Annotated in this window: 15 protein-coding genes and 1 riboswitch; of the genes, 7 read left to right on the forward strand and 8 right to left on the reverse strand. The window is 64.5% G+C overall.

Annotated elements, in window-relative coordinates; translation table 11 throughout:
• Positions 1-364 precede the first annotated feature (364 nt).
• Complete coding sequence (locus Q0G75_RS00755) at positions 365-1,288, forward strand: DUF2797 domain-containing protein (RefSeq protein WP_294414579.1); 924 nt, start codon at positions 365-367, stop codon at positions 1,286-1,288.
• 246 nt (positions 1,289-1,534) lie between these two features.
• On the opposite strand, the gene Q0G75_RS00760 is transcribed toward Q0G75_RS00755, so the two are convergent.
• Positions 1,535-3,046 carry a sodium:alanine symporter family protein gene (locus Q0G75_RS00760; protein WP_294414580.1) on the reverse strand — a complete coding sequence of 504 codons (1,512 nt, stop codon included), beginning with the start codon at positions 3,044-3,046 and terminating at the stop codon, positions 1,535-1,537.
• Positions 3,047-3,296: 250 nt separating this feature from the next.
• Between Q0G75_RS00760 and Q0G75_RS00765 the strand changes: the two genes are divergently transcribed.
• From Q0G75_RS00765 to Q0G75_RS00790, 6 genes are all read left to right on the forward strand, one after another.
• Positions 3,297-4,637, forward strand: coding sequence for a coproporphyrinogen III oxidase family protein (locus tag Q0G75_RS00765; RefSeq protein ID WP_294414581.1), 1,341 nt, complete (start codon positions 3,297-3,299; stop codon positions 4,635-4,637).
• Positions 4,638-4,810: 173 nt separating this feature from the next.
• Positions 4,811-5,001, forward strand: a riboswitch (FMN riboswitch).
• Between the two features lie 180 nt (positions 5,002-5,181).
• Positions 5,182-6,549 (forward strand): bifunctional diaminohydroxyphosphoribosylaminopyrimidine deaminase/5-amino-6-(5-phosphoribosylamino)uracil reductase RibD, encoded by a 1,368-nt coding sequence (gene ribD / locus Q0G75_RS00770; protein ID WP_294414582.1) that lies wholly within the window; start codon positions 5,182-5,184, stop codon positions 6,547-6,549.
• A complete protein-coding gene (locus Q0G75_RS00775) occupies positions 6,531-7,211 on the forward strand; it encodes a riboflavin synthase (protein WP_294414583.1) in 681 nt (226 codons plus the stop codon). The genes ribD and Q0G75_RS00775 overlap by 19 nt, the downstream gene beginning before the upstream one ends.
• A gap of 61 nt (positions 7,212-7,272) precedes the next feature.
• A complete protein-coding gene (locus Q0G75_RS00780; RefSeq protein WP_365910374.1) occupies positions 7,273-8,472 on the forward strand; it encodes a bifunctional 3,4-dihydroxy-2-butanone-4-phosphate synthase/GTP cyclohydrolase II in 1,200 nt (399 codons plus the stop codon).
• 54 nt (positions 8,473-8,526) lie between these two features.
• A complete protein-coding gene (gene ribE, locus Q0G75_RS00785; RefSeq protein WP_294414586.1) occupies positions 8,527-8,994 on the forward strand; it encodes a 6,7-dimethyl-8-ribityllumazine synthase in 468 nt (155 codons plus the stop codon).
• A 149-nt stretch (positions 8,995-9,143) separates the two neighbouring features.
• The gene (locus Q0G75_RS00790) at positions 9,144-9,710 is read left to right on the forward strand and encodes a VanZ family protein (protein ID WP_294414587.1); all 567 of its coding nucleotides are present in this window, start codon (positions 9,144-9,146) and stop codon (positions 9,708-9,710) included.
• A 189-nt stretch (positions 9,711-9,899) separates the two neighbouring features.
• Here Q0G75_RS00790 and Q0G75_RS00795 read toward each other — a convergent pair whose 3' ends face one another.
• The 7 genes from Q0G75_RS00795 to Q0G75_RS00825 form a co-directional block, all read right to left on the reverse strand.
• Positions 9,900-10,811 (reverse strand): diacylglycerol kinase family protein, encoded by a 912-nt coding sequence (locus tag Q0G75_RS00795; RefSeq protein WP_294414588.1) that lies wholly within the window; start codon positions 10,809-10,811, stop codon positions 9,900-9,902.
• Positions 10,812-10,979: 168 nt separating this feature from the next.
• Positions 10,980-11,483: a cyclic pyranopterin monophosphate synthase MoaC gene (gene moaC / locus Q0G75_RS00800; protein ID WP_294414589.1), complete on the reverse strand. Its 504-nt coding sequence runs from the start codon at positions 11,481-11,483 to the stop codon at positions 10,980-10,982.
• Positions 11,484-11,510: 27 nt separating this feature from the next.
• A complete protein-coding gene (moaA, locus tag Q0G75_RS00805; RefSeq protein WP_294414590.1) occupies positions 11,511-12,527 on the reverse strand; it encodes a GTP 3',8-cyclase MoaA in 1,017 nt (338 codons plus the stop codon).
• Positions 12,528-12,743: 216 nt separating this feature from the next.
• The gene (locus tag Q0G75_RS00810; protein WP_294414591.1) at positions 12,744-13,868 is read right to left on the reverse strand and encodes an ATP-binding cassette domain-containing protein; all 1,125 of its coding nucleotides are present in this window, start codon (positions 13,866-13,868) and stop codon (positions 12,744-12,746) included.
• 3 nt (positions 13,869-13,871) lie between these two features.
• Positions 13,872-15,314, reverse strand: a complete 1,443-nt coding sequence (modB, locus tag Q0G75_RS00815) for a molybdate ABC transporter permease subunit (protein ID WP_294414592.1) — start codon at positions 15,312-15,314, stop codon at positions 13,872-13,874.
• Positions 15,315-15,410: 96 nt separating this feature from the next.
• Complete coding sequence (gene modA / locus Q0G75_RS00820; protein WP_294414593.1) at positions 15,411-16,328, reverse strand: molybdate ABC transporter substrate-binding protein; 918 nt, start codon at positions 16,326-16,328, stop codon at positions 15,411-15,413.
• A 255-nt stretch (positions 16,329-16,583) separates the two neighbouring features.
• Complete coding sequence (locus Q0G75_RS00825; RefSeq protein WP_294414594.1) at positions 16,584-18,419, reverse strand: MATE family efflux transporter; 1,836 nt, start codon at positions 18,417-18,419, stop codon at positions 16,584-16,586.
• Positions 18,420-18,425 lie beyond the last annotated feature (6 nt).

Raw genomic sequence — 18,425 nt, forward strand, 5'->3', positions numbered from 1 at the left:
TTTGCAGAAGCGGACTAACGCGTCGAGGAGAGCGGTTCGCAAGCCTTCGCGAAGAAGGATTTCGGCGTTTCATGCCCAAGATTGCGAGTATTCCGAAAATAGGACGCGAGCGAAACGCAACCGTACACGCCCAAGCAGCGCTCGCGCCCCGCAAAATCCCGCAAAACCTGCTTCTTTGCTCGAAAGAACGCCCTTTTGCCCGCCGATCGAGTCCCGAACGCCCTCCGGCAGCGTTCTTCTCGTTCGGAAAATTCGGAAAACTCCCCTTTTCGGGCATGAAACGTCATAATCGTTCCCATTCGCAACGCGGGATGAACGCATCGCGGGCGAAGCAAACAAGAACGCCGTCACAGAAAGCACCGCCATGCCGAACCTGTTCGCAGACCATACCGTCGTCCTTGCCGGCTACGGCTTCAGCGTCGATGGGCCCTACCTTACGATCAACGACCTGGACGAGGGCACGGTCGGCTACGTGCCCGTGCTCGGACGCACGTTCTCGCTGCGCCGACTCCCGCGCCGGCGCTGCATCGGCCGCATCGACCTCTGGACGCACGAACAAAGCACGTGCCCGCTGAGCGCGGAGCTGCTGCCCGACGGCAAGGAGGACATGTGCCCGGCGTGCATCGAGGCGACCGGCTTCAACCCGTCGTTTTACTTCAGCAGCTACATCTCGCCGCAGCAGCGCGAGTACAACCAAACGCCGCACTACGTGTACCTGGCGTATTTCGCGCCGGGCTATGTGAAGGCGGGCATATCGAGCGAGACGCGCGGCATCGAGCGCCTGCTCGAGCAAGGCGCCCGCGCGGCACGCGTAGTCGGACGCTTCACCTGCGCCGACGACGCCCGCGCACTTGAAGCGGCGCTGTGCGCGCAAGATGGCGTGGCCGAGACCATGCGCGCGTCGCTCAAGGCGAAACTGCTGGCCGATGCGCCTTACAGCTTCGAGCAAGCTTGCCGCGAACTGCGCGCGGCGGCCGATAGGCTCGAAGACGTCAGCGCCGTGACGCAGGCGGGTTTCTCGCCCGAGGACGCGCTTGACCTTTCGCCGTATTACTTCGGCGGGCCGTCCCCCGACGCGCACACCATGCAGCTGCCCGAAGGCGAAGGCTTCGCGGATGTGTGCGGCGGCGTGTGCGCGGGCATGGTCGGCGCGAACCTGGTGTTTTGGCAGGACGGGACGAACTTCATCGCGCCCATCAAGGATTGGGAATCCCACGAAATCGAGTTCCTGGACGACGAGATCGCCTGCGAATACGCCAGCGAGCCCCAGCAGATCTCGCTGTTCTAGCGCACCCGACCTGTGCCCGAAAACGCAAGAAGCGCCGCCCGGTTTCCCGAGCGGCGCTTCGTTTGCAAGCTTATGTCACGCGAAACAGCCTTCGCAAAAGCCCTTCTCGCGTACGATGGGTCCATCGCGAACGGCGCTTTTCACATGCGAGAAATCTAGCACGCGCGATCTTCGCACGCATCGCTTTCGCATGTGACACCTTGGCGGACCCTCGCACGGCCGCGCCCACGACAGTAGTCGCAGGCTTTACGCTTCGTTGACGTCGGCGTCCATGGCGTCCTCGAAGTACTCCTTCACAGGGCCGTCGCCAAAGTCCTTCACCTCGTCGAGGTGCCAGCAGTCGGTCTGCGGCATGCCCGGGACGTTGTCGGCCACGAACACCGGGTCCTTGCCGGCGGCGCGCTGCTCGGAGTAGTCCTTCAGCGCCGCAAGCGCCCACTTGCCCAAAAGCAGGATGGCGATGAGGTTCATCATGGCCATGAGGCCCATGAAGATGTCGGCCAGGTTCCAAGCCAAGTCGAAGCTGTTCACCGCGCCGTAGAAGATGACCGCCAGGCACGCCAGACGGAAGATGATCAGCGCCGCCTTGGAGTCGTTCTTGATGAAACGGAAGTTGCTCTCGGCGTAGAAGTAGTTGCCGATGAGGCTGGAGTAGGCGAACATGAAGATGGCGAACGTGATGAAGTGGATGCCCACGGGGCCCACGGAGTTGTTCACGGCCATCTGCACGAGCGGCATGCCGTTGAGGCCCTCGGCCGCGGCGGGATCCTGCACGTAGAACACCAGCACCATCATGGCCGAGCAGGTGCAGATGACGAGCGTGTCGATGTAGACCGACAGGCTTTGCACGAGACCCTGCTTGACCGGGTGGGAAACGCTGGCGGTAGCGGCGGCGTTAGGAGCAGAACCCATACCTGCCTCATTGGAGTACAGGCCGCGCTTGATGCCGAGCATGACCACCGAGCCGGCGAAGCCGCCGAAGATGGACTGGAAGTCGAAGGCGCTCTGGAACATCAGGCCGAACACGGCGGGCAGCCAGGTGATGTTGGCGATGGTGGTCCACAGCGCGATGGCGATGTAGGCGATGGCCATGACCGGCACGATGATGGACGTGATCACGCTGATGCGCTTGGAGCCGCCGAAGATGACGCCGGCGGTGAACACCACCAGGCCCAGACCGGCCGCCACGGCAACGCCGTTGGTGGCGTAGTCGGGGATGTAGTACTCAAGCGCGCTGCATGCGTTGAACGCCTGCAGGCCATTGAAGCCGAACGCGAAGCACAGGATGAGCAGCACGCTGAACAGCACGCCAAGCTTGCGGCTGCCGAGCGCCTGATGGATATAGTAGGCCGGGCCGCCGCGGAACTCGCCGTCGGTGCCGCGCACCTTCCAGATCTGGGCGAGCGTGGACTCGACGAAGGCCGATGCCGCGCCCACCAGGGCCATAAGCCACATCCAGAACACGGCGCCCGGGCCGCCCGTGGCGATGGCCGTCGCCACGCCGGCGATGTTACCCGTGCCCACGCGGCTGGCCGTGGAGACCATAAGCGCCTGGAACGACGAGATGGAGCGCTCGCCCTGCACGTGCTTCTTCTCGGTCAGCTGCTTGAACATGTCCTTGATGAAGCGGATCTGCACGCCCTTGGTGCGGATGGTGAAGTACACGCCCACTGCAACCAGCAGGATGAGCAGGATGTACGTGTACATGAAGCCGTCGATCTCACCCGTGATATCGACAAGCCATGCGTTGAAATCCATGATGGCTTTCCCCTTTTCCCTATATGAAACCGATTCCCTGGATTTGTGCGTACGCACAAGAATCCACGGAAACGCCACTATACCTTATTTTGAAACAAATTGGTAACATTCGCGGTTCCCGGAAAAGACCCCCTATTCCCTAGCGTTTGTGTTCCTCGTTGTGCTTTTTCACCTTGTCCGGCTTGCGACCGCTCAAAGGGCTATGATGGTCACTTACCGAATACTGAGCAATTATGCGTAAGGGGCGCACATGCTTTCAGAACGTTTTCTCACGAATCTTGTCAAGGGGATGACCAAACGCCATCTCGACCTTCAGCCTACCGATGAGCACTTCTTTCCCGACCCAAAGCCCGACACCAAGTACATGCTGTACCTGCACGTGCCGTTTTGCCAGGTCCTATGCCCGTATTGCAGCTTCAACCGCTACGTGTTCCACGAGGACATCGCCCGCACGTACTTCAAGAACCTGCGCCGCGAGATGATGATGCTCAAGGAACGCGGTTGGGACTTCGAGACGCTGTACTTCGGCGGCGGCACCCCCACCATCCTGCTCGACGAGCTGTGCGAGACCATCGACCTTGCCCGCGACAACTTCCATATCAAGGAAGTGGGCGTGGAAACGAACCCGAACCACCTTACCGAGCCGTGGCTTTCCGAGATGAAGGGCCGCGTGCAGCGCCTGTCCGTGGGCGTGCAGAGCTTCAACAACGACCTGCTCAAGCAGATGGACCGCTACAAAAAGTACGGCAGCGGCGAGGAGATCTTCGAGCGCATCGGGCAGGCCGCGCCCTACTTCGACAGCGTGAACGTGGACATGATCTTCAACTTCCCCAGCCAGACGGAGGACATCCTGTTGGACGACCTTGAGAAGATCGTTGCCTGCGGGGCGCGCCAAACCACGTTCAGCCCGCTGTACGTCTCAAGCGCCACCACGCGCAAGATGGAGAAGTCGCTGGGCAAGATGGACTACAACCGCGAGTTCCGCTACTACCAGATCCTCGACGAGGTGCTGTGCGGCGGCGAGCATCCCTTCTTCAGCCGCGACACCATCTGGACGTTCAACCGCCTCAATCAGCAGGGCGCCCACGACCACGACCTGTACGCCGAGGAGCTGCAGGTGGCCTACAACGAATACCCCGGCATCGGCAGCGGCTCGATCACGCACCTCAACGGCGCGCTGTACGTGAACACGTTCAGCCTGAACGAGTACAACGAGGCCATCGAGGCCGGCCACATGTCCATCATGGGCAAGTGCGTCATGAGCAAGCGCGACCTGGCCCGCTACTATTTCCTCCTGCACCTCTACCAGCTGCGCCTGGACAAGAACGACTTCAAGAAGCACTTCGGCTGCAGCATCGAGCGCCTGCTGCCGGCGGAGATGGCGTTCTACCGCGCGCACCGCGCGTTCGCCACCGACACCCGCGACGAGCTGACGCTGACCACCATGGGTCGCTACCTGACGCTCATCCTGTACCGCCAGTTCCTCTCGGGCATGAACAACCTGCGCGACCAGGCGCGCGATGCGCTTGACGGCGAGGAGCACAACCTGCTGTTCGGCGACGAGACGAACTGCAGCGCCTGCCTGGACTAGCACGGGCATCGCAACGTTTTCGATGGGCGGCATCGCGCGAGATGCCGCCTTTTTTCGCGCCGAAACGCCCGTTTGACAGCGGATTCTTTGCGCGTTCACCTGGGAAATGCGTCAAATCGTGAAAAATGTCCCCTTGCAGCGTGCGAAAGGCGCTCCTATACTCCCCAACCAAGATATCTGTTCAGGGCGAGGTGAAATCCCTCACTGGCGGTGACGCCCCAAGCTGCGCGAAGCGGCAAGGCGAAGTCCGCGACCCTGGGAGGTTGCAAGCAGGCGGCCCCGTGGCCGCAGCATCGCAGCCCGTCAGGCTGATCTGGTGAGAATCCAGGACCAACGGTTACAGTCCGGATGGAAGAACAGGAGCACGAGAGCACACGGCCTCGGCCGGTGCCTGCTGCGGCATTCCGCAGCACCAAGGATGCATGGCAGCGCCTCGGCGTTCGCTGCGTATCCCCATTCGTCGCTTATCAACGCCCGCAGATTCCCTGCGGGCGTTTTTTCATGCCTGGACCCCGCAGGGTGGCCGCAAGAGAAAGGGCACCCCATGGCAGGCATACCCGAACAACGATGCGAGGCGAACGTGGACGCCGGAGCGCAGGGAGCCGCACCGGCGGCGCTCGGCGCCGATGACGCGCGCTTCATGCGCCGCGCCATCGAGCTGGCCTGGCGCGGTTGGGGCTGGACGAACCCGAACCCGCTGGTGGGCTGCGTGCTCGTGCGCGACGGCCGCATCATCGGCGAGGGCTGGCACGAGAAGTGCGGGCAGGCGCACGCCGAGCGCAACGCGCTTGCCGATTGCGCGCGTCGCGCCGCCGATGACGTGGCGGATGCGCAGAGCACCGAAGCCGCGCCGGCCGCCGACCCGGCTCGCGGCCATGCACGCGGCGCAACGGCCTACGTCACGCTGGAGCCGTGCTGCCACACCGGCAAGCAGCCCCCGTGCACCGATGCGCTCATCGCCGCCGGCGTTTCGCGCGTGGTGGTGGGCAGCCGCGACCCGAACCCGCTGGTGGCGGGCAAGGGATCGGCCCAGTTACGCGAAGCCGGCATCCGCGTGGAAGAGAACGCGCTGCGCGGCGAATGCGACGAGCTCAACCCCATCTTCTTTCGCTTCATCAGCCGCAAAACCCCGTACGTGGTGGCGAAATGGGCCATGAGCGCCGACGGCAAGATCGCCTGCGCTTCCGGCGACGCCCGCTGGGTGAGCGGCCCCGAGTCCCGCCGCGATACCCACGAGCTGCGCCACCGCCTGGCCGCCATCGCCGTGGGCATCAACACGGTGATGGCCGACGACCCGCTGCTCACCTGCCGTCGCGAGGGCGAGCCCGGCAACCAGCCGCTGCGCGTAGTGCTCGATTCGCGCCTGCGCATCCCCGAGGATTGCGCGCTCGTGCGCTCATGCGCGCAAGGCGAGGCCCCGCTTGCGGTTGCCACCTGCGCCGACGCAGACGATCCCGCGACCGACGCCGGCGCGAAGGCGCAACGCCTGCGGAGCCAAGGCGTGGAGGTGCTGCGCGTCCCGCAAGACGACGCGGGCCGCGTGGCCGTCCGACCGCTTTTGCGCGTGCTTGGCGAGAAGGGCATCGACTCGCTGCTCGTAGAGGGCGGGTCGGGCATCCACGGCGCCTTCTTCGACGAGGGCGCGGTGGACGAGGCCGTGGTCTACCTTGCCCCAAAGGTGGTCGGAGGTGCAGGCGCGCCGGGCCCCGTCGCAGGCGCAGGCGCCGCGCGAATGGCCGAGGCCGCGGTGCTGGGCCGCCCGAGGGCGCACGCGCTCGGCGATGACCTGAAGATCACGTTCGCGCCGGCGGGCGCGGCCCGCGTGGCCGACTACACCCCCGCTTCACGCGACGCGCTCGGCGCAACGACCCCCGCAATGCAAGGAGGCGAAGCATGTTCACCGGCATCGTAGAGGAGACGGGGCGCGTGACGAGCGTTCCCGCACCCGGCCGCGCCGGCCGGCTGGCCATCAAGGCGTCCCGCGTGCTCGAGGGCACGCGCATCGGCGACAGCATCGCCGTCAACGGCGTGTGCCTCACCGCCACCGAGCTGCTGCCCAACGGTTTCGCCGCCGACGTGATGCCGCAGACGCTTTCGCACTCCAACCTGGGTGCGTTGCGCGCCGGCAGCCCCGTGAACCTGGAGCGGGCCATGGCGGCCGACGGCCGGTTCGGCGGGCACATCGTCTCAGGGCACATCGACGGCACCGGCACGGTGCGCCGCGTACGCCGCGACCAGAACGCCGTCCGCTTCACCATCGGCGCCCCCGCCGGCATCATGGCGCTCATCGTGGCGCAAGGGTCCATCACCGTCGACGGCATCAGCCTGACGGTGGCCGACCTGTACGACGACGCGTTCGAGGTGTCGGTCATCCCGCACACGGCTGCCGAGACCACGCTGGGCTCGCACCGCCCCGGCAGCACGGTGAACCTGGAAAACGACGTGGTGGGCAAGTACGTGCAACGGTTGCTGTACAACAAGGACCGGAACACCGAAACGCCGGGCGTCGAAAACGCAAGCAAGCCTGCTTCTACGCCCCTGACCTTGGAATACCTTGCCGCGAACGGCTTCTAGCACAGCGGCGCAAACCCCTTCCCTATCCCGCAACCCCAACCGAAAGGACGAACCTATGAGCATGAACACCATCCCCGAGGCGCTCGACGAGCTGCGCGCTGGCCACGTCATCATCGTGGTGGACGACCCTGACCGCGAGAACGAGGGCGACATGATCTGCGCCGCCGAGTTCGCCACCCAGGCCAACGTAAACCTTATGGCCAGCGTGGCCAAGGGCCTCATCTGCATGCCGATGAGCCGCGACCTGGCGCATAAGCTCAACCTTGAGCAGATGGTCTCCGAGAACACCGACAACCACGAGACCGCCTTCACCGTCAGCATCGACCACGTGACCACCACCACGGGCATCTCGGCCGCGGAGCGCTCCATCACCGCGCTCAAGTGCGTGGACGACGACGCCAAGCCCGGCGACTTCCGCCGCCCCGGCCATATGTTCCCCCTGGTGGCCAAGCCCGGCGGCGTGCTCGAGCGCAACGGCCACACCGAGGCCACCGTCGACCTCATGCGCCATGCGGGCATGAAGCAGTGCGGCCTGTGCTGCGAGATCATGCGCGAGGACGGCACCATGATGCGCACGAGCGAGCTGCTCGAGCTGGCGCGCGAGCACAACCTGGTCATCGTGTCCATCAAGCAGCTGCAGGACTGGTGCCGCACGCATGACAACCACATGCACGAGCAGGCTTGCGTGCAGCTGCCCTGCGAGTACGGCACGTTCCAGGCGCACGGCTTCGTGAACGACATCACAGGCGAGGAGCACGTGGCCCTGGTGAAGGGCGATCTGGGCGACGGGCGCGACGTGCTGTGCCGCGTGCACTCCGAGTGCCTGACCGGCGACGTGTTCGGCTCGAAACGCTGCGACTGCGGCGAGCAGCTGCATGCCGCCCTTGCCGCCATCGAGGCCGAGGGGCGCGGCGTGCTGCTGTACATGCGCCAGGAAGGCCGCGGCATCGGGCTGATGAACAAGCTGCGCGCTTACGAGCTGCAGGAGCAGGGCATGGATACCGTGGAGGCCAACGAGGCCCTGGGATTCGCCCCCGACCTGCGCGAATACTGGAGCGGCGCGCAGATTCTGCGCAACCTGGGCTGCAAGTCGCTGCGCCTGCTCACCAACAACCCCGATAAGGTGTACGGCCTTTCCGGCTTCAACCTGGAGATCTCTGAGCGCGTCGCCATCGAGATGGAGCCCCAGGAGCACGACCGCCGTTACCTGCAGACCAAGGCGCACCGCATGGGGCACCTGCTCGAGCACGTGGAAGACTAACCGATCCGTACCGTTAAGCGTTGCACTTAGTTCGTACAACAGAAAGGAGCCATCATGGCCGTCAACATCATCGAAGGCAAGGTAATCAACGAGGGTATGAAGGTGGGCATCGTGTGCGCCCGCTTCAACGAGTTCATCACGTCGAAGCTGCTCGGCGGCGCGCTTGACGCGCTGCGCCGCCACGACGTGTCGGAGGAGGCCGTCACCGTGGCCTGGGTTCCCGGCGCGTTCGAGATTCCCGTGGTGGCCCAGCGCATGGCGCAAAGCGGCAAGTTCGACGCCGTCATCTGCCTGGGCGCGGTCATCCGCGGCACCACCTCGCACTACGATGTGGTGTGCAACGAGGTGTCGAAGGGCATCGCCCAGGTGCAGCTGGCAACCGGCACGCCGGTGATGATGGGCGTGCTGACCGTCGACACCATCGAGCAGGCCATCGAGCGCGCGGGCACCAAGGCCGGCAACAAGGGCTTCGAGTGCGGCGTCGGCGCCATCGAGATGGTCAACGTCCTGCGTCAGCTGTAGTCAGGGGTCAGGGCTGCGCCGCCTTCGCTCGCCCTCCCTCCGATGCAGGGCAAACCTGCCGAAAGCGGCGCATCGGCCCCCGCACCTTTCGTGAACGTCCCCGCACGCCCCCGGCGCGCGGGGACGTTTTTGCTAGACTGGGATGCATTATGACTAACGAAAACGCTTCCCAAACCTCACCGGACAACGCTTCTGGCACCGAAAAACCGCAGGTCACTGGCGGAATCCAGCGCAAAACCGCGTGCATTCTCTCCTGGATCGCCGTTGCCGCCATGCTGGCGCTCATCTTCTTCATGTCCAGCCGCAGCGGGATCGACATCGACAACAACACCGGCATCTTCTCCGCGGTCAAGCAGTGGCTGTCCGCGCAAGCCGCCGCCCTGTTCGGGCGCGAAGTGGACGTAAGCCCCGTTGGGCACTTCTGCGAATACCTGGTGCTCGGCGCGGCGCTGTGCAACGCGCTGCGCTTCCATTTGAAGCCACAAGGGCCCGCCGGCGCGCTGCTGGTGGCGAAGCCCGTTGACGAGCTATCGAAATGGGCGCCCATCGTCGCCGCGGCACTGTCGAGCCTATACGGCGTCACCGACGAGTTCCACCAGATATTCACCCCCGGCCGCAGCTGCGACCCCATGGACTGGCTGGTTGACACCATAGCCGCCTCACTTGGCGCGCTCATCTGCTACCTGGTGCTCAAGACGCTGCGGGCAAGAAGGTAACGCGAAACGAAACGGCCCGGGATCGAACGATCCCGGGCCGTCGTGCATTTAGGGTTGGAGCCTATGCGCAAACGCAAACCCCGCGATTCCGCGCTGCCCACATCAAGATGAACGCAGCATCACGCTAACGCGCAGGCGCAAACCACATGCCCCCACTTCGCGTCCGAAAGCGAACGTCACCACGACGCGCTAGCGCAGCACCTGCAAAGCCGCGGGCAGCACCTCTGCGTCGAACGTCTGCGCTTCTATGCGCTCACCGTCGACCTGTGCCGCGGGCGGCTCGTCGAACTCCACGTGCACCCTGCGCGCCTGATGCAGCTCCATGCAGGAAAGGCGCGTATGGTTGCCGCCCTTGGCCATCAGGAAGATGGCCGCCGCGCCGGCGGGCGTGATAGGCGGATGGCTGATGCACACATCGAGCAGCCCATCGTCAAGGCGGGCATCGGGGCAGATGCGGAACCCGCCGCCATAGTAGGGCCCCATCTGCACCGCGAACGTGATGGACTTGCCCTCCATCACGGGGCCCCCATCAAGCTGCAGGCGATATTCGCGCTGGTCAAGATGGTGGAACAGCTGGTCGAAACCGCTTGCCATGTACAGCGCTGCACCATGCCTGCCCGTGCGCTTGCGGCGCTCCATGGTGTCGAGCGCGATGGCGGCGTCCAGGCCGAACGACAACGTTTCGGCGAAGAAGATCCCGTTCACGCGCCCCACATCAGCAGGCTGCGAGCTTGCCGAGAGCAGCTGATCGCATGCGCGATCAACCTTCGCCGGCACTCCAAGCGTGCGTGCATAATCGTTGCCGGACCCCACGGGGATAACGCCGAGCTGCGGGCGATCGCCCGCCGGGCGCGCCATCAGGCCGTTCACCACCTCGTGGATGAGGCCATCGCCGCCGAGGGCCACCACCGTCTGCGCGCCCTGTGCGCCCTCGGCGATGGCGCACGCATGGCGCGGGCCCGCGGTTCGAGCCACGGTGACCGCATCTTCGCCAAGCGCCGCGCGCAGATTCGCCGCCGCACGCTCAGCCGCAGCAGCCCCCGCCCCGCTTTGTGCGGCGGGATTGGCGATCAACAGGATATGTCCTAGAGAATTCGACACGGAATCACAGGTCCATTCAGGTCAGTGAGGGCGCTTGCGGTGCGTCACATTCGCGGAAGCCCAAGGGCGAAGCGCACTTTGGTACGTAAGCCCTCGGGGTCGCGCGAAGGCGGCGTACCACAAGCGCCGCAACGTCGAGCGGTCCGGCTGTCGTCAGGCAGACGGAACCTATTCGCGAGTCCACAGGCCCGTCTTGCCGCCGTCCTTCAAAAGCAGGCGCACGTCCATGATCTCCATGCCGCGGTCGACCGCCTTGCACATGTCGTAGATGGTCAGGCACGCCACGCTTGCGGCGGTGAGCGCCTCCATCTCAATGCCGGTCTTGCCCGTGACGCCCGTGGTGGTGGTCACATGAATGCCCACGCGGCCGTCCTCGCGCTCGCCTGCGTGCACCGGCTCGCACTCCACCTTCGCCTTCGTGATGTTGAGCGGATGGCACATGGGGATGAGCGTGCTGGTCTGCTTGGCGGCCATGACGCCCGCCACGCGTGCGCATGCCAGCACGTCGCCCTTAGCCGCCTTACCCTCGACGATAAGCGCCAACGTGTCGGGATGCATGCTGATGAAGCCCTCGGCCACGGCCACGCGCTTGGTGATGTCCTTCTCGGACACATCGACCATGCGCACATCGCCCTTCTCATCGATATGCGTCAAATGCTGTTGCTCAGTCATATTCACTCTCCTTAAAATCAAATCTCCCTATCCACCTATTTGGGACATGCGGCGTTCGGTGCCGATGATGTCGTCGTGATCGTCGGGCTTCGCGCCGAGCGCCGTGCGGAACATGTCGGCCAAATCCCGGTCGACCTCATCTTCTGGCTTGCCGCTGCGCAGGATGCCGCGGATGTCGTATTCGCGGTCGCTGAACAAACACGGGCGCAGCTTCCCATCGGCCGTAAGGCGCATGCGGTTGCATTCGCCGCAGAAATGCCTGCTCATAGGGCTGATGAAGCCGACCGTGCCCTTCGCACCGGGGAACTCGAAGTAGCGCGCGGGCCCCCATCCGAGCGGCTGGTGCTTACCGGCGGGCACCAGCTCGGCCAGGCCCTCGGCACGCGCCTGCCGGTTGATGATCTCGAACAGCTCCTCGCAGCTGATCACATCGTCGGGACCCCAGCCGCAGCCGTTAGATCCCGAGCTTTCGCCCACGGGCATGTACTCGATGAAGCGGACATGCAGCGGGCGGTCGATGGAAAGCTTCGCGAACGCCAGGTAATCCTGATGCAGCTGGCGCACCGCGACCGCGTTGATCTTCACGGGGTTGAACCCGGCCGTCAGCGCAGCATCGATGCCGTCGAGGGCCTCCTGCAGATACCCGCGGCGCGTGATGGCGTGGAACTGATCGGCGTCGAGCGTGTCGAGCGAGATGTTCACGCGCGAAAGCCCCGCCTGGCGCAGCTGGTCGGCCATGCGCGGCAGCAGCACGCCGTTGGTGGTGAGCGAGATGTTCTTGATGCCGGGCGTGTCGTTGATATCGCGCACCAGGTCGACCACGCCCTTGCGCACCAGCGGCTCGCCGCCGGTCAAGCGCACGCTTTTGATGCCCAGGTTCGAGAACACGCGAACCACGTGCGCGATCTCCTCGATGCGCAGGATATCGGTATGGCACATGGACTGCACGCCCTCTTCCGGCATGCAGTAGATGCAACGGTAGTTGCAACGGTCCGTCAACGATATACGCAGGTAATCGATGGTGCGGCCGTGTCCGTCCTTCATGAGGTCCCCTCTCGTTTCAGAATCCCCAGTGTACCACGGGCGAAGCGAATGTATCCGGCTCGGTAGCAATTGTCCCACCGAACCAGCAAACCCGTTCGCCGAAAACTTCTTGCGCCGCGGCGACTGCAAAGACAGCTCGAAGTCGCCCTCGAGCCGAAGCGCCCGCGACGCTGTCCCAAACCGAAACACGCCCGACCGCAGCCAAGCGCGCCGGGATCAGCGTTGCACCAGGTACAGCTTGTCGTCGGGGATGCGGATCCACAGCTCCTCGCCCTCATGCGGCAGAAGCGCGGCATCCGTCTTCAGCTTGTCGACGCGCCAGAACAGGTGCTGGTGCAGGTACTTCATCTCGTCCTCGGTGCGCTCCACCGCAGGCGCCGCTTCGGGGCTGCGATCGAGAAAGCCCAGCAACGCCGTGCGCTCGAAGCGCGAGTCGCTCACGCGGTCCACGCGCATGCGGAAGCAGTTGCGTCCCAGGCCGTCGGCGCGTTGCAGATAAAACGCGCGTACGCCCAGGCATTTGACGCCCTCAGGCACCTCAGAGGCCGTTTCCACCTGCACGCCCCATTTCGGCAGCCACACCGTATGCGACCCGCGGCGCTGCGCCGGTGTGGCGTTCTTGCAGCCCGACAGCTTGATGCCCGCCTGGCTTTGCGGGCGGTTCACCAGGTCATCCCCCGTGCCCATCTCCATGATGTGCCCGGATTCCACCACGGCGATGCGGTCGCAGAAGCGCAGCGCCTCGTCGATGTCGTGCGACACGTACAGGATGGTGCCGCGGAACGCGTCGAACAGGCTGACCAGGTTCTGCTCCAGAACGCTTTTCAGGTGCGCATCGAGCGCGGAGAACGGCTCGTCGAGCATGAGGATGCCCGGACGCGCCGCGAGCATGCGCGCAAGCGCCACGCGTTGCTGCTGGCCGCCGGAGAGCTGCACGGGATAGCGCTTCTCGAAGCCCGACAGGCCGAAGCGCTTGAGCTCGGCCTGCACCATGGCATCGCGGTCGGCCGGCGATACGTCCTTGGCGATGCCCGCCGCCACGTTCTGCGCCACGGTCAGGTTGGGGAACAGCATGTAGTTCTGGAACAGCAGGGCGGTTTTGCGCTGCTGCGGCGAAAGGTCCACGCGCGCCTTCTTGCCGGGCGCACGGTCGAAGAACACCGTGCCGTTGACCACGATCTTGCCCGAATCGGGGCGCTCGATGCCGGCGATGGAGCGCATGGTCAGGCTTTTGCCGCACCCCGATGCGCCCAAAAGCCCCAGCGTCTCATCCCCTGCAGAGAAATTCGCCTGCAGCCGGAACCCTTTGAACTTCTTCTCGATGTCTACTTCAAGGCTCATGCTTTACTCCGAACGCTTGCGATACTTGGTGGTGTGCCCGCTCCACAGGTTGATGAACACGATGACCACCAGGGAGAACACGATGATAACGCCCGTCCAGAACCAGGCGACGTCGCTGTTGCCGTTCATCCACTCGAAGTAGATGGCGATAGGGATGGTACGCGTGATGCCCACGTAGTTGCCCGCCATGAACAGCGTGGCGCCGAACTCGCCCAAAGCGCGCGCGAACGCGAGCACCATACCCGCCGCGATGCTCGACCACGACAGCGGCAGCATCAGGCGCACGAAGATCTTCGCGTTGCTCCACCCCAGCGTGCGGGCGGCGTCGAGCATGTTGCGGTCAAGGCTCTCGAACGCGCCGAGCGCGTTGCGGTACATCAGCGGGAACGCTACCACCACCGCGGCGATGACGCACGCCGTGGGGCTGAAGATGAGCGGGAAGCCCGTCTCTATCCAGAATCGGCCGAACGCCGTGTTCGAGCCGCAAACGAACAGCAGGATGAAGCCGCACACGGTAGGCGGCAGCACCATGGGGATGGTGAAGATGGCGTCGAAGATGCTCTTCGCGCGCGAGCTGAGGTTCAGGCAGAAATACGCCGCCAACAGGCCCAGGATGACGATGAACACGATGGCGATGCCCGTGGTGCGCAGGCTCACCCACAGCGGGCTCCAATCCAGGTTCTGCAGAAACTCGCCCGCCGCGGCCAGGCCCGTGGCCTTCGCGACGATGCTCACCTGATCGGCCGGCGCGATGGTGCCGAAGTCGGCGAACGAGGGCTTGGCGTAGTTCGCGTTCTCGCTGTCGGTGATGTCGCTGCCGTCCACCCCGATGGCCAGCACGTACGCCTTGCCCGAGATCTCCTGGTCGAACATAAGCCGCACGGCGCCCAGGTCATACGTTGGCTGCGTGGTGAAATGCCACGTGGAGATACCGCTTAGGGGCACCGAGCCCGACGACTGGCCCGCATCGAGCGCGCAGAACAGCTGTTTGAGCTGCGTTTGCGTCTGCCCGTCCTCAAGGTCGAGCGAAAGCTGCTGGGCCATGGCGGGCGGGATGTAGGCCACCACCTGATCGTTCACGGCGATAAGCTGCGCCGCCTGGCCGACCCCCTGGCCGATCAGGTACGCGTAGCCGCGATACTCGCCGTCGATGCTGCGGTTGGAACCCTTCTGCGCACGCGAGAAATCGCTTATCGCAAAACTGCTGCCCTCGAGCGCCGCCGCATCTCCGTCTTTGGACACCTGCACCGCCGACGTATCCACATCGCCTGCGGATTGCGCATCGGAATCCGAAGAGGCGGCAGCTGGCTTCGCGCTCACCGCGGGCGCATCCACATCACCCAACGCGTCATCGGCAAGCGCCACGGCCGGCGCGCACAGCGCCAGCGCCGCTGTAACAGCAAGGCTTGCGATAAGCCTTTTCGCACGTTTTCCCTGTTTCGTCATATATCCCGTCCTTGGACGCGGTAAGGGGATGGGGCCGAATCGTCCCCATCCCCTTGCTTCGTTCGCTTATCTGCTGTGCGGTTCCAAGCGCGGCCCTTACGCCAGCTCGAAGCCCCACTTCTGCCAGATCTCCTGGGCCTTGTCGCTGCTCAGGCACCAATCCAGGAACTCCTGGGTGGCAGCGGCGTTCTTGCTCTCGGAGGTGACGGCGCCAGGATACACGATGTTCTTGTGCGTGTTGGCCGGCACGGTGCCGACGATCTGCACGCCACCGAAACGATACACATCGGAGGTGTACACGAAGGCGACGTCGACGTCACCGGACTGGGCGTGCTTGCACACGTTGCCCACGGAGGTATCGGTGACCACCTTATGGCCGGCATCGACGAAGGCCTGGTAGCTGCCGCCCTTGCCGGAGATGTCCTTGCCGGTCTTGCCCTCGTCGGCAGCGGCGGGGGTGTACACGCCGACCGTGGACAGGGACTGCGCGGCATAGTTGCCGGCAGGCACGGAATCGTCGCCCACGCAGATGGAGTACTTGCCGGCAGCGATGTCGTCAAGGGTGACGTCCTTGATGTCGGCGCCTTCCTTGGAGACCATGACCAGGTCGTTCTTGAACATGTCGACGCGGGTGGAGGAATCGACGTAGCCCTTCTCCACGGCGGTGTCCATGGAACCCTTCGAGGCGCTGATCAGCAGGTCGGCATAGGAGCCGGCACCCAGCATCTCGTTGAGCTCGCCGGAGGCCTTGTACTGCGTGTCGGCGAAGGACACGTTGTCATGACCATCGGCGATATAGGCGGCCTGGACCTCTTCCATGGCCTTGGACAGGGAGTTGGCCGCGAACACCTGCAGCTCGACCTGCTCCTTGTTGTTGTCAGCGGACTGCTCGGTGGCGGAATCGCTCTTCTGCTCGGTGGAGCCGCTGTTGGACGAGCAGCCGGTCAGAGCGAAGGCGCCGACCATCGCGAACGCGCATACGGCCGCGACCACGACGCAAAGTTGCTTCTTCATGTCTTCCCTTTCCTTCCTGATGAGATACCCCTCTTTGTACGCAACAGCGAACAATTCGTTGTTGGTAGGTATATTATTCTCACCCTCGTATGTTAGTCAATCGACAATAATCCATTTTCGTGAATTATTTCGCTACTTGAATACTCGGAAATGGGAACAAGGCGCACATGATGGCAAATAGGCCGGGAACGCGAAACGGTGCCCGGCCTTGGTCCCTTGCTTGAGCCACGTCGGCGTGCGAAAAAGACAGCTCGCCTATCGGGAAGCGGCGGGCAACGTCACCACCACGTTGTTGAGCCCCACCGTGTTCTGGTACTCCACCTCTCGCACACCTTGGCGCAACATACGAATGCCAACGGCGGAACAAGGATCGGCAGCTGAAAGGTCCAGGTCCATGGGGTTGAACGCCGCGCCGTTGTCGCGCATGCGCAACACCAACGTGCCGTCGCGCTTAAGGATAAGCTTCACGTCGATGGCCGGGTGCTTCGTTTTGGCAAAGCCGTGCTCGACCGCGTTGGCGGCCATTTCCTCCACCGCCAGCGGCACCAGATAGGAACGGCGCCCGTCGATGCCCTGCGCATCGCACCACGCCGCCACCTGCTGCGAGCACGCCGCTACCGATGCGATATCGGGTTCGCAGGAAAAGGCCCGCCAGGCCCGCCAATCCTGCTGAAAGGTTTCGGGCAGGTACATCATCTTGTCGAGCAAGCCGGCTCGCTCGCACGCATCCGCCGCAGCTTCGGGCGCATCGTGGGCAGCCCCCTTCGCCGCCCGGCGCTTCCACAGCACGCTGGCCACGACCAGCTGCAACGCCAGCGTGACGGCCTCGCCCACCAGAAACGACGTCCACACCGCCGTCGCGCCCCAAAACCATACCGTTCCCAGCGCGAACAGCACGGCGAACAGGCCCGACTGTCCCACGGCGATGGCGCTTGCGGCGCGCACGTTGCCCGTGCCCTGGTAGTAGTTCACGAACAGTTGGTTGATCAGGTCGATGGGCACGCACAGGATGAACGCCCTCACGGCGACCACGCCGAACGCCTCGGCGTCGCCCTCAAGGCCGAACAGCCCCACGACCTGGGGCGCGAACGCGAACACCGCCGCGCACAAAGCGCACGACAGCACCAGCCCCATGCGCATGCCCGTTCGCAGCGTCGCCTTCAGCGCGTCGCGGTCCTCCTCGCCGAAGAAGATGCCGCACAGAAGGGTGGCCGTCTGCCCAACGCCGATGGTCACCGACGACGCGAACGAGTTCACCGACGACAGCATGGACAAGGCCGCGACCGCGCCGGCGCTCGCCACCGTCAGCAGCAGCCAGTTGAACGTGAACGTGCGCACCATGACGGTGGCGCGGGTAAGCGAATCGGGCAGGCCCGTCTTCAGCACGCCGACAAGCTGCCCCGCATGCGGCACGGGGTTCACCAGATGCAGCGTGTTGCCCTTGCTGAAAAAATGCGTGCAGCAGATGCCCACGGCCACGCAATACGCCAGCGCCGTGGCCAGGCCCATACCGTGAAGCCCCAGGTCAAGCACGCAAACCGCCACCAGATTGAATACCACGTCGCACACGCTCATGCCGACGATGGCCACGATACCCAGCTGAGGCGTGTTGTCCAGGCGCGTGAACCCCATGAGCAGCTGCAGCAGCACGATGGCGAACGCGCCGGAGCAGATGCCGCTCAAATACGCCGCGGTGTCGGCGTGCAGCTCGCCCGATGCGGCGCCGAGCATGGTCGCCAACGCGTCGGCGCCGGCCACGCCGCCCGCCGACAGCGCCGCGCCCACCGCAAGCGCCGCGGCAAGCGACACGCTGAACAGCACGTTCACCCTATCGGCGTCGCGGTTGCCCAGCGCCCGGGCGCACAGGGCCACCGCGCCCGTTTCAAGGATGCCGGCGCACCCCGAGAACAGCATGAACACGGAAAGCGACATGCCGACGGCCGCCACCGCGCCCGACCCCAGCAAGTTGCCGGCGATCACGTTGTCGATCATCATGCCGAGCGTTGCCGACAGGGTGATGAGGATGGACATGGCCAGATACTTGCCGAACGTCCGCTTGATCAGCTCGCTGTTCTCGGTTTGCGCCCCCATGACTCC

This window comes from uncultured Senegalimassilia sp., from assembly GCF_934636665.1.
Classification (GTDB): domain Bacteria; phylum Actinomycetota; class Coriobacteriia; order Coriobacteriales; family Eggerthellaceae; genus Senegalimassilia.

Coding starts and splice junctions, on each gene's coding strand:
- modA (WP_294414593.1), bottom strand. CDS start 16,328: ATGAAGAAGCAACTTTGCGTCGTGGTCGCGGCCGTATGCGCGTTCGCG.
- moaC (WP_294414589.1), bottom strand. CDS start 11,483: ATGACTGAGCAACAGCATTTGACGCATATCGATGAGAAGGGCGATGTG.
- Q0G75_RS00775 (WP_294414583.1), top strand. CDS start 6,531: ATGTTCACCGGCATCGTAGAGGAGACGGGGCGCGTGACGAGCGTTCCC.
- Q0G75_RS00765 (WP_294414581.1), top strand. CDS start 3,297: ATGCTTTCAGAACGTTTTCTCACGAATCTTGTCAAGGGGATGACCAAA.
- Q0G75_RS00825 (WP_294414594.1), bottom strand. CDS start 18,419: ATGGGGGCGCAAACCGAGAACAGCGAGCTGATCAAGCGGACGTTCGGC.
- Q0G75_RS00790 (WP_294414587.1), top strand. CDS start 9,144: ATGACTAACGAAAACGCTTCCCAAACCTCACCGGACAACGCTTCTGGC.
- moaA (WP_294414590.1), bottom strand. CDS start 12,527: ATGAAGGACGGACACGGCCGCACCATCGATTACCTGCGTATATCGTTG.
- ribD (WP_294414582.1), top strand. CDS start 5,182: ATGGCAGGCATACCCGAACAACGATGCGAGGCGAACGTGGACGCCGGA.
- Q0G75_RS00780 (WP_365910374.1), top strand. CDS start 7,273: ATGAACACCATCCCCGAGGCGCTCGACGAGCTGCGCGCTGGCCACGTC.
- modB (WP_294414592.1), bottom strand. CDS start 15,314: ATGACGAAACAGGGAAAACGTGCGAAAAGGCTTATCGCAAGCCTTGCT.
- Q0G75_RS00760 (WP_294414580.1), bottom strand. CDS start 3,046: ATGGATTTCAACGCATGGCTTGTCGATATCACGGGTGAGATCGACGGC.
- Q0G75_RS00810 (WP_294414591.1), bottom strand. CDS start 13,868: ATGAGCCTTGAAGTAGACATCGAGAAGAAGTTCAAAGGGTTCCGGCTG.
- Q0G75_RS00755 (WP_294414579.1), top strand. CDS start 365: ATGCCGAACCTGTTCGCAGACCATACCGTCGTCCTTGCCGGCTACGGC.
- ribE (WP_294414586.1), top strand. CDS start 8,527: ATGGCCGTCAACATCATCGAAGGCAAGGTAATCAACGAGGGTATGAAG.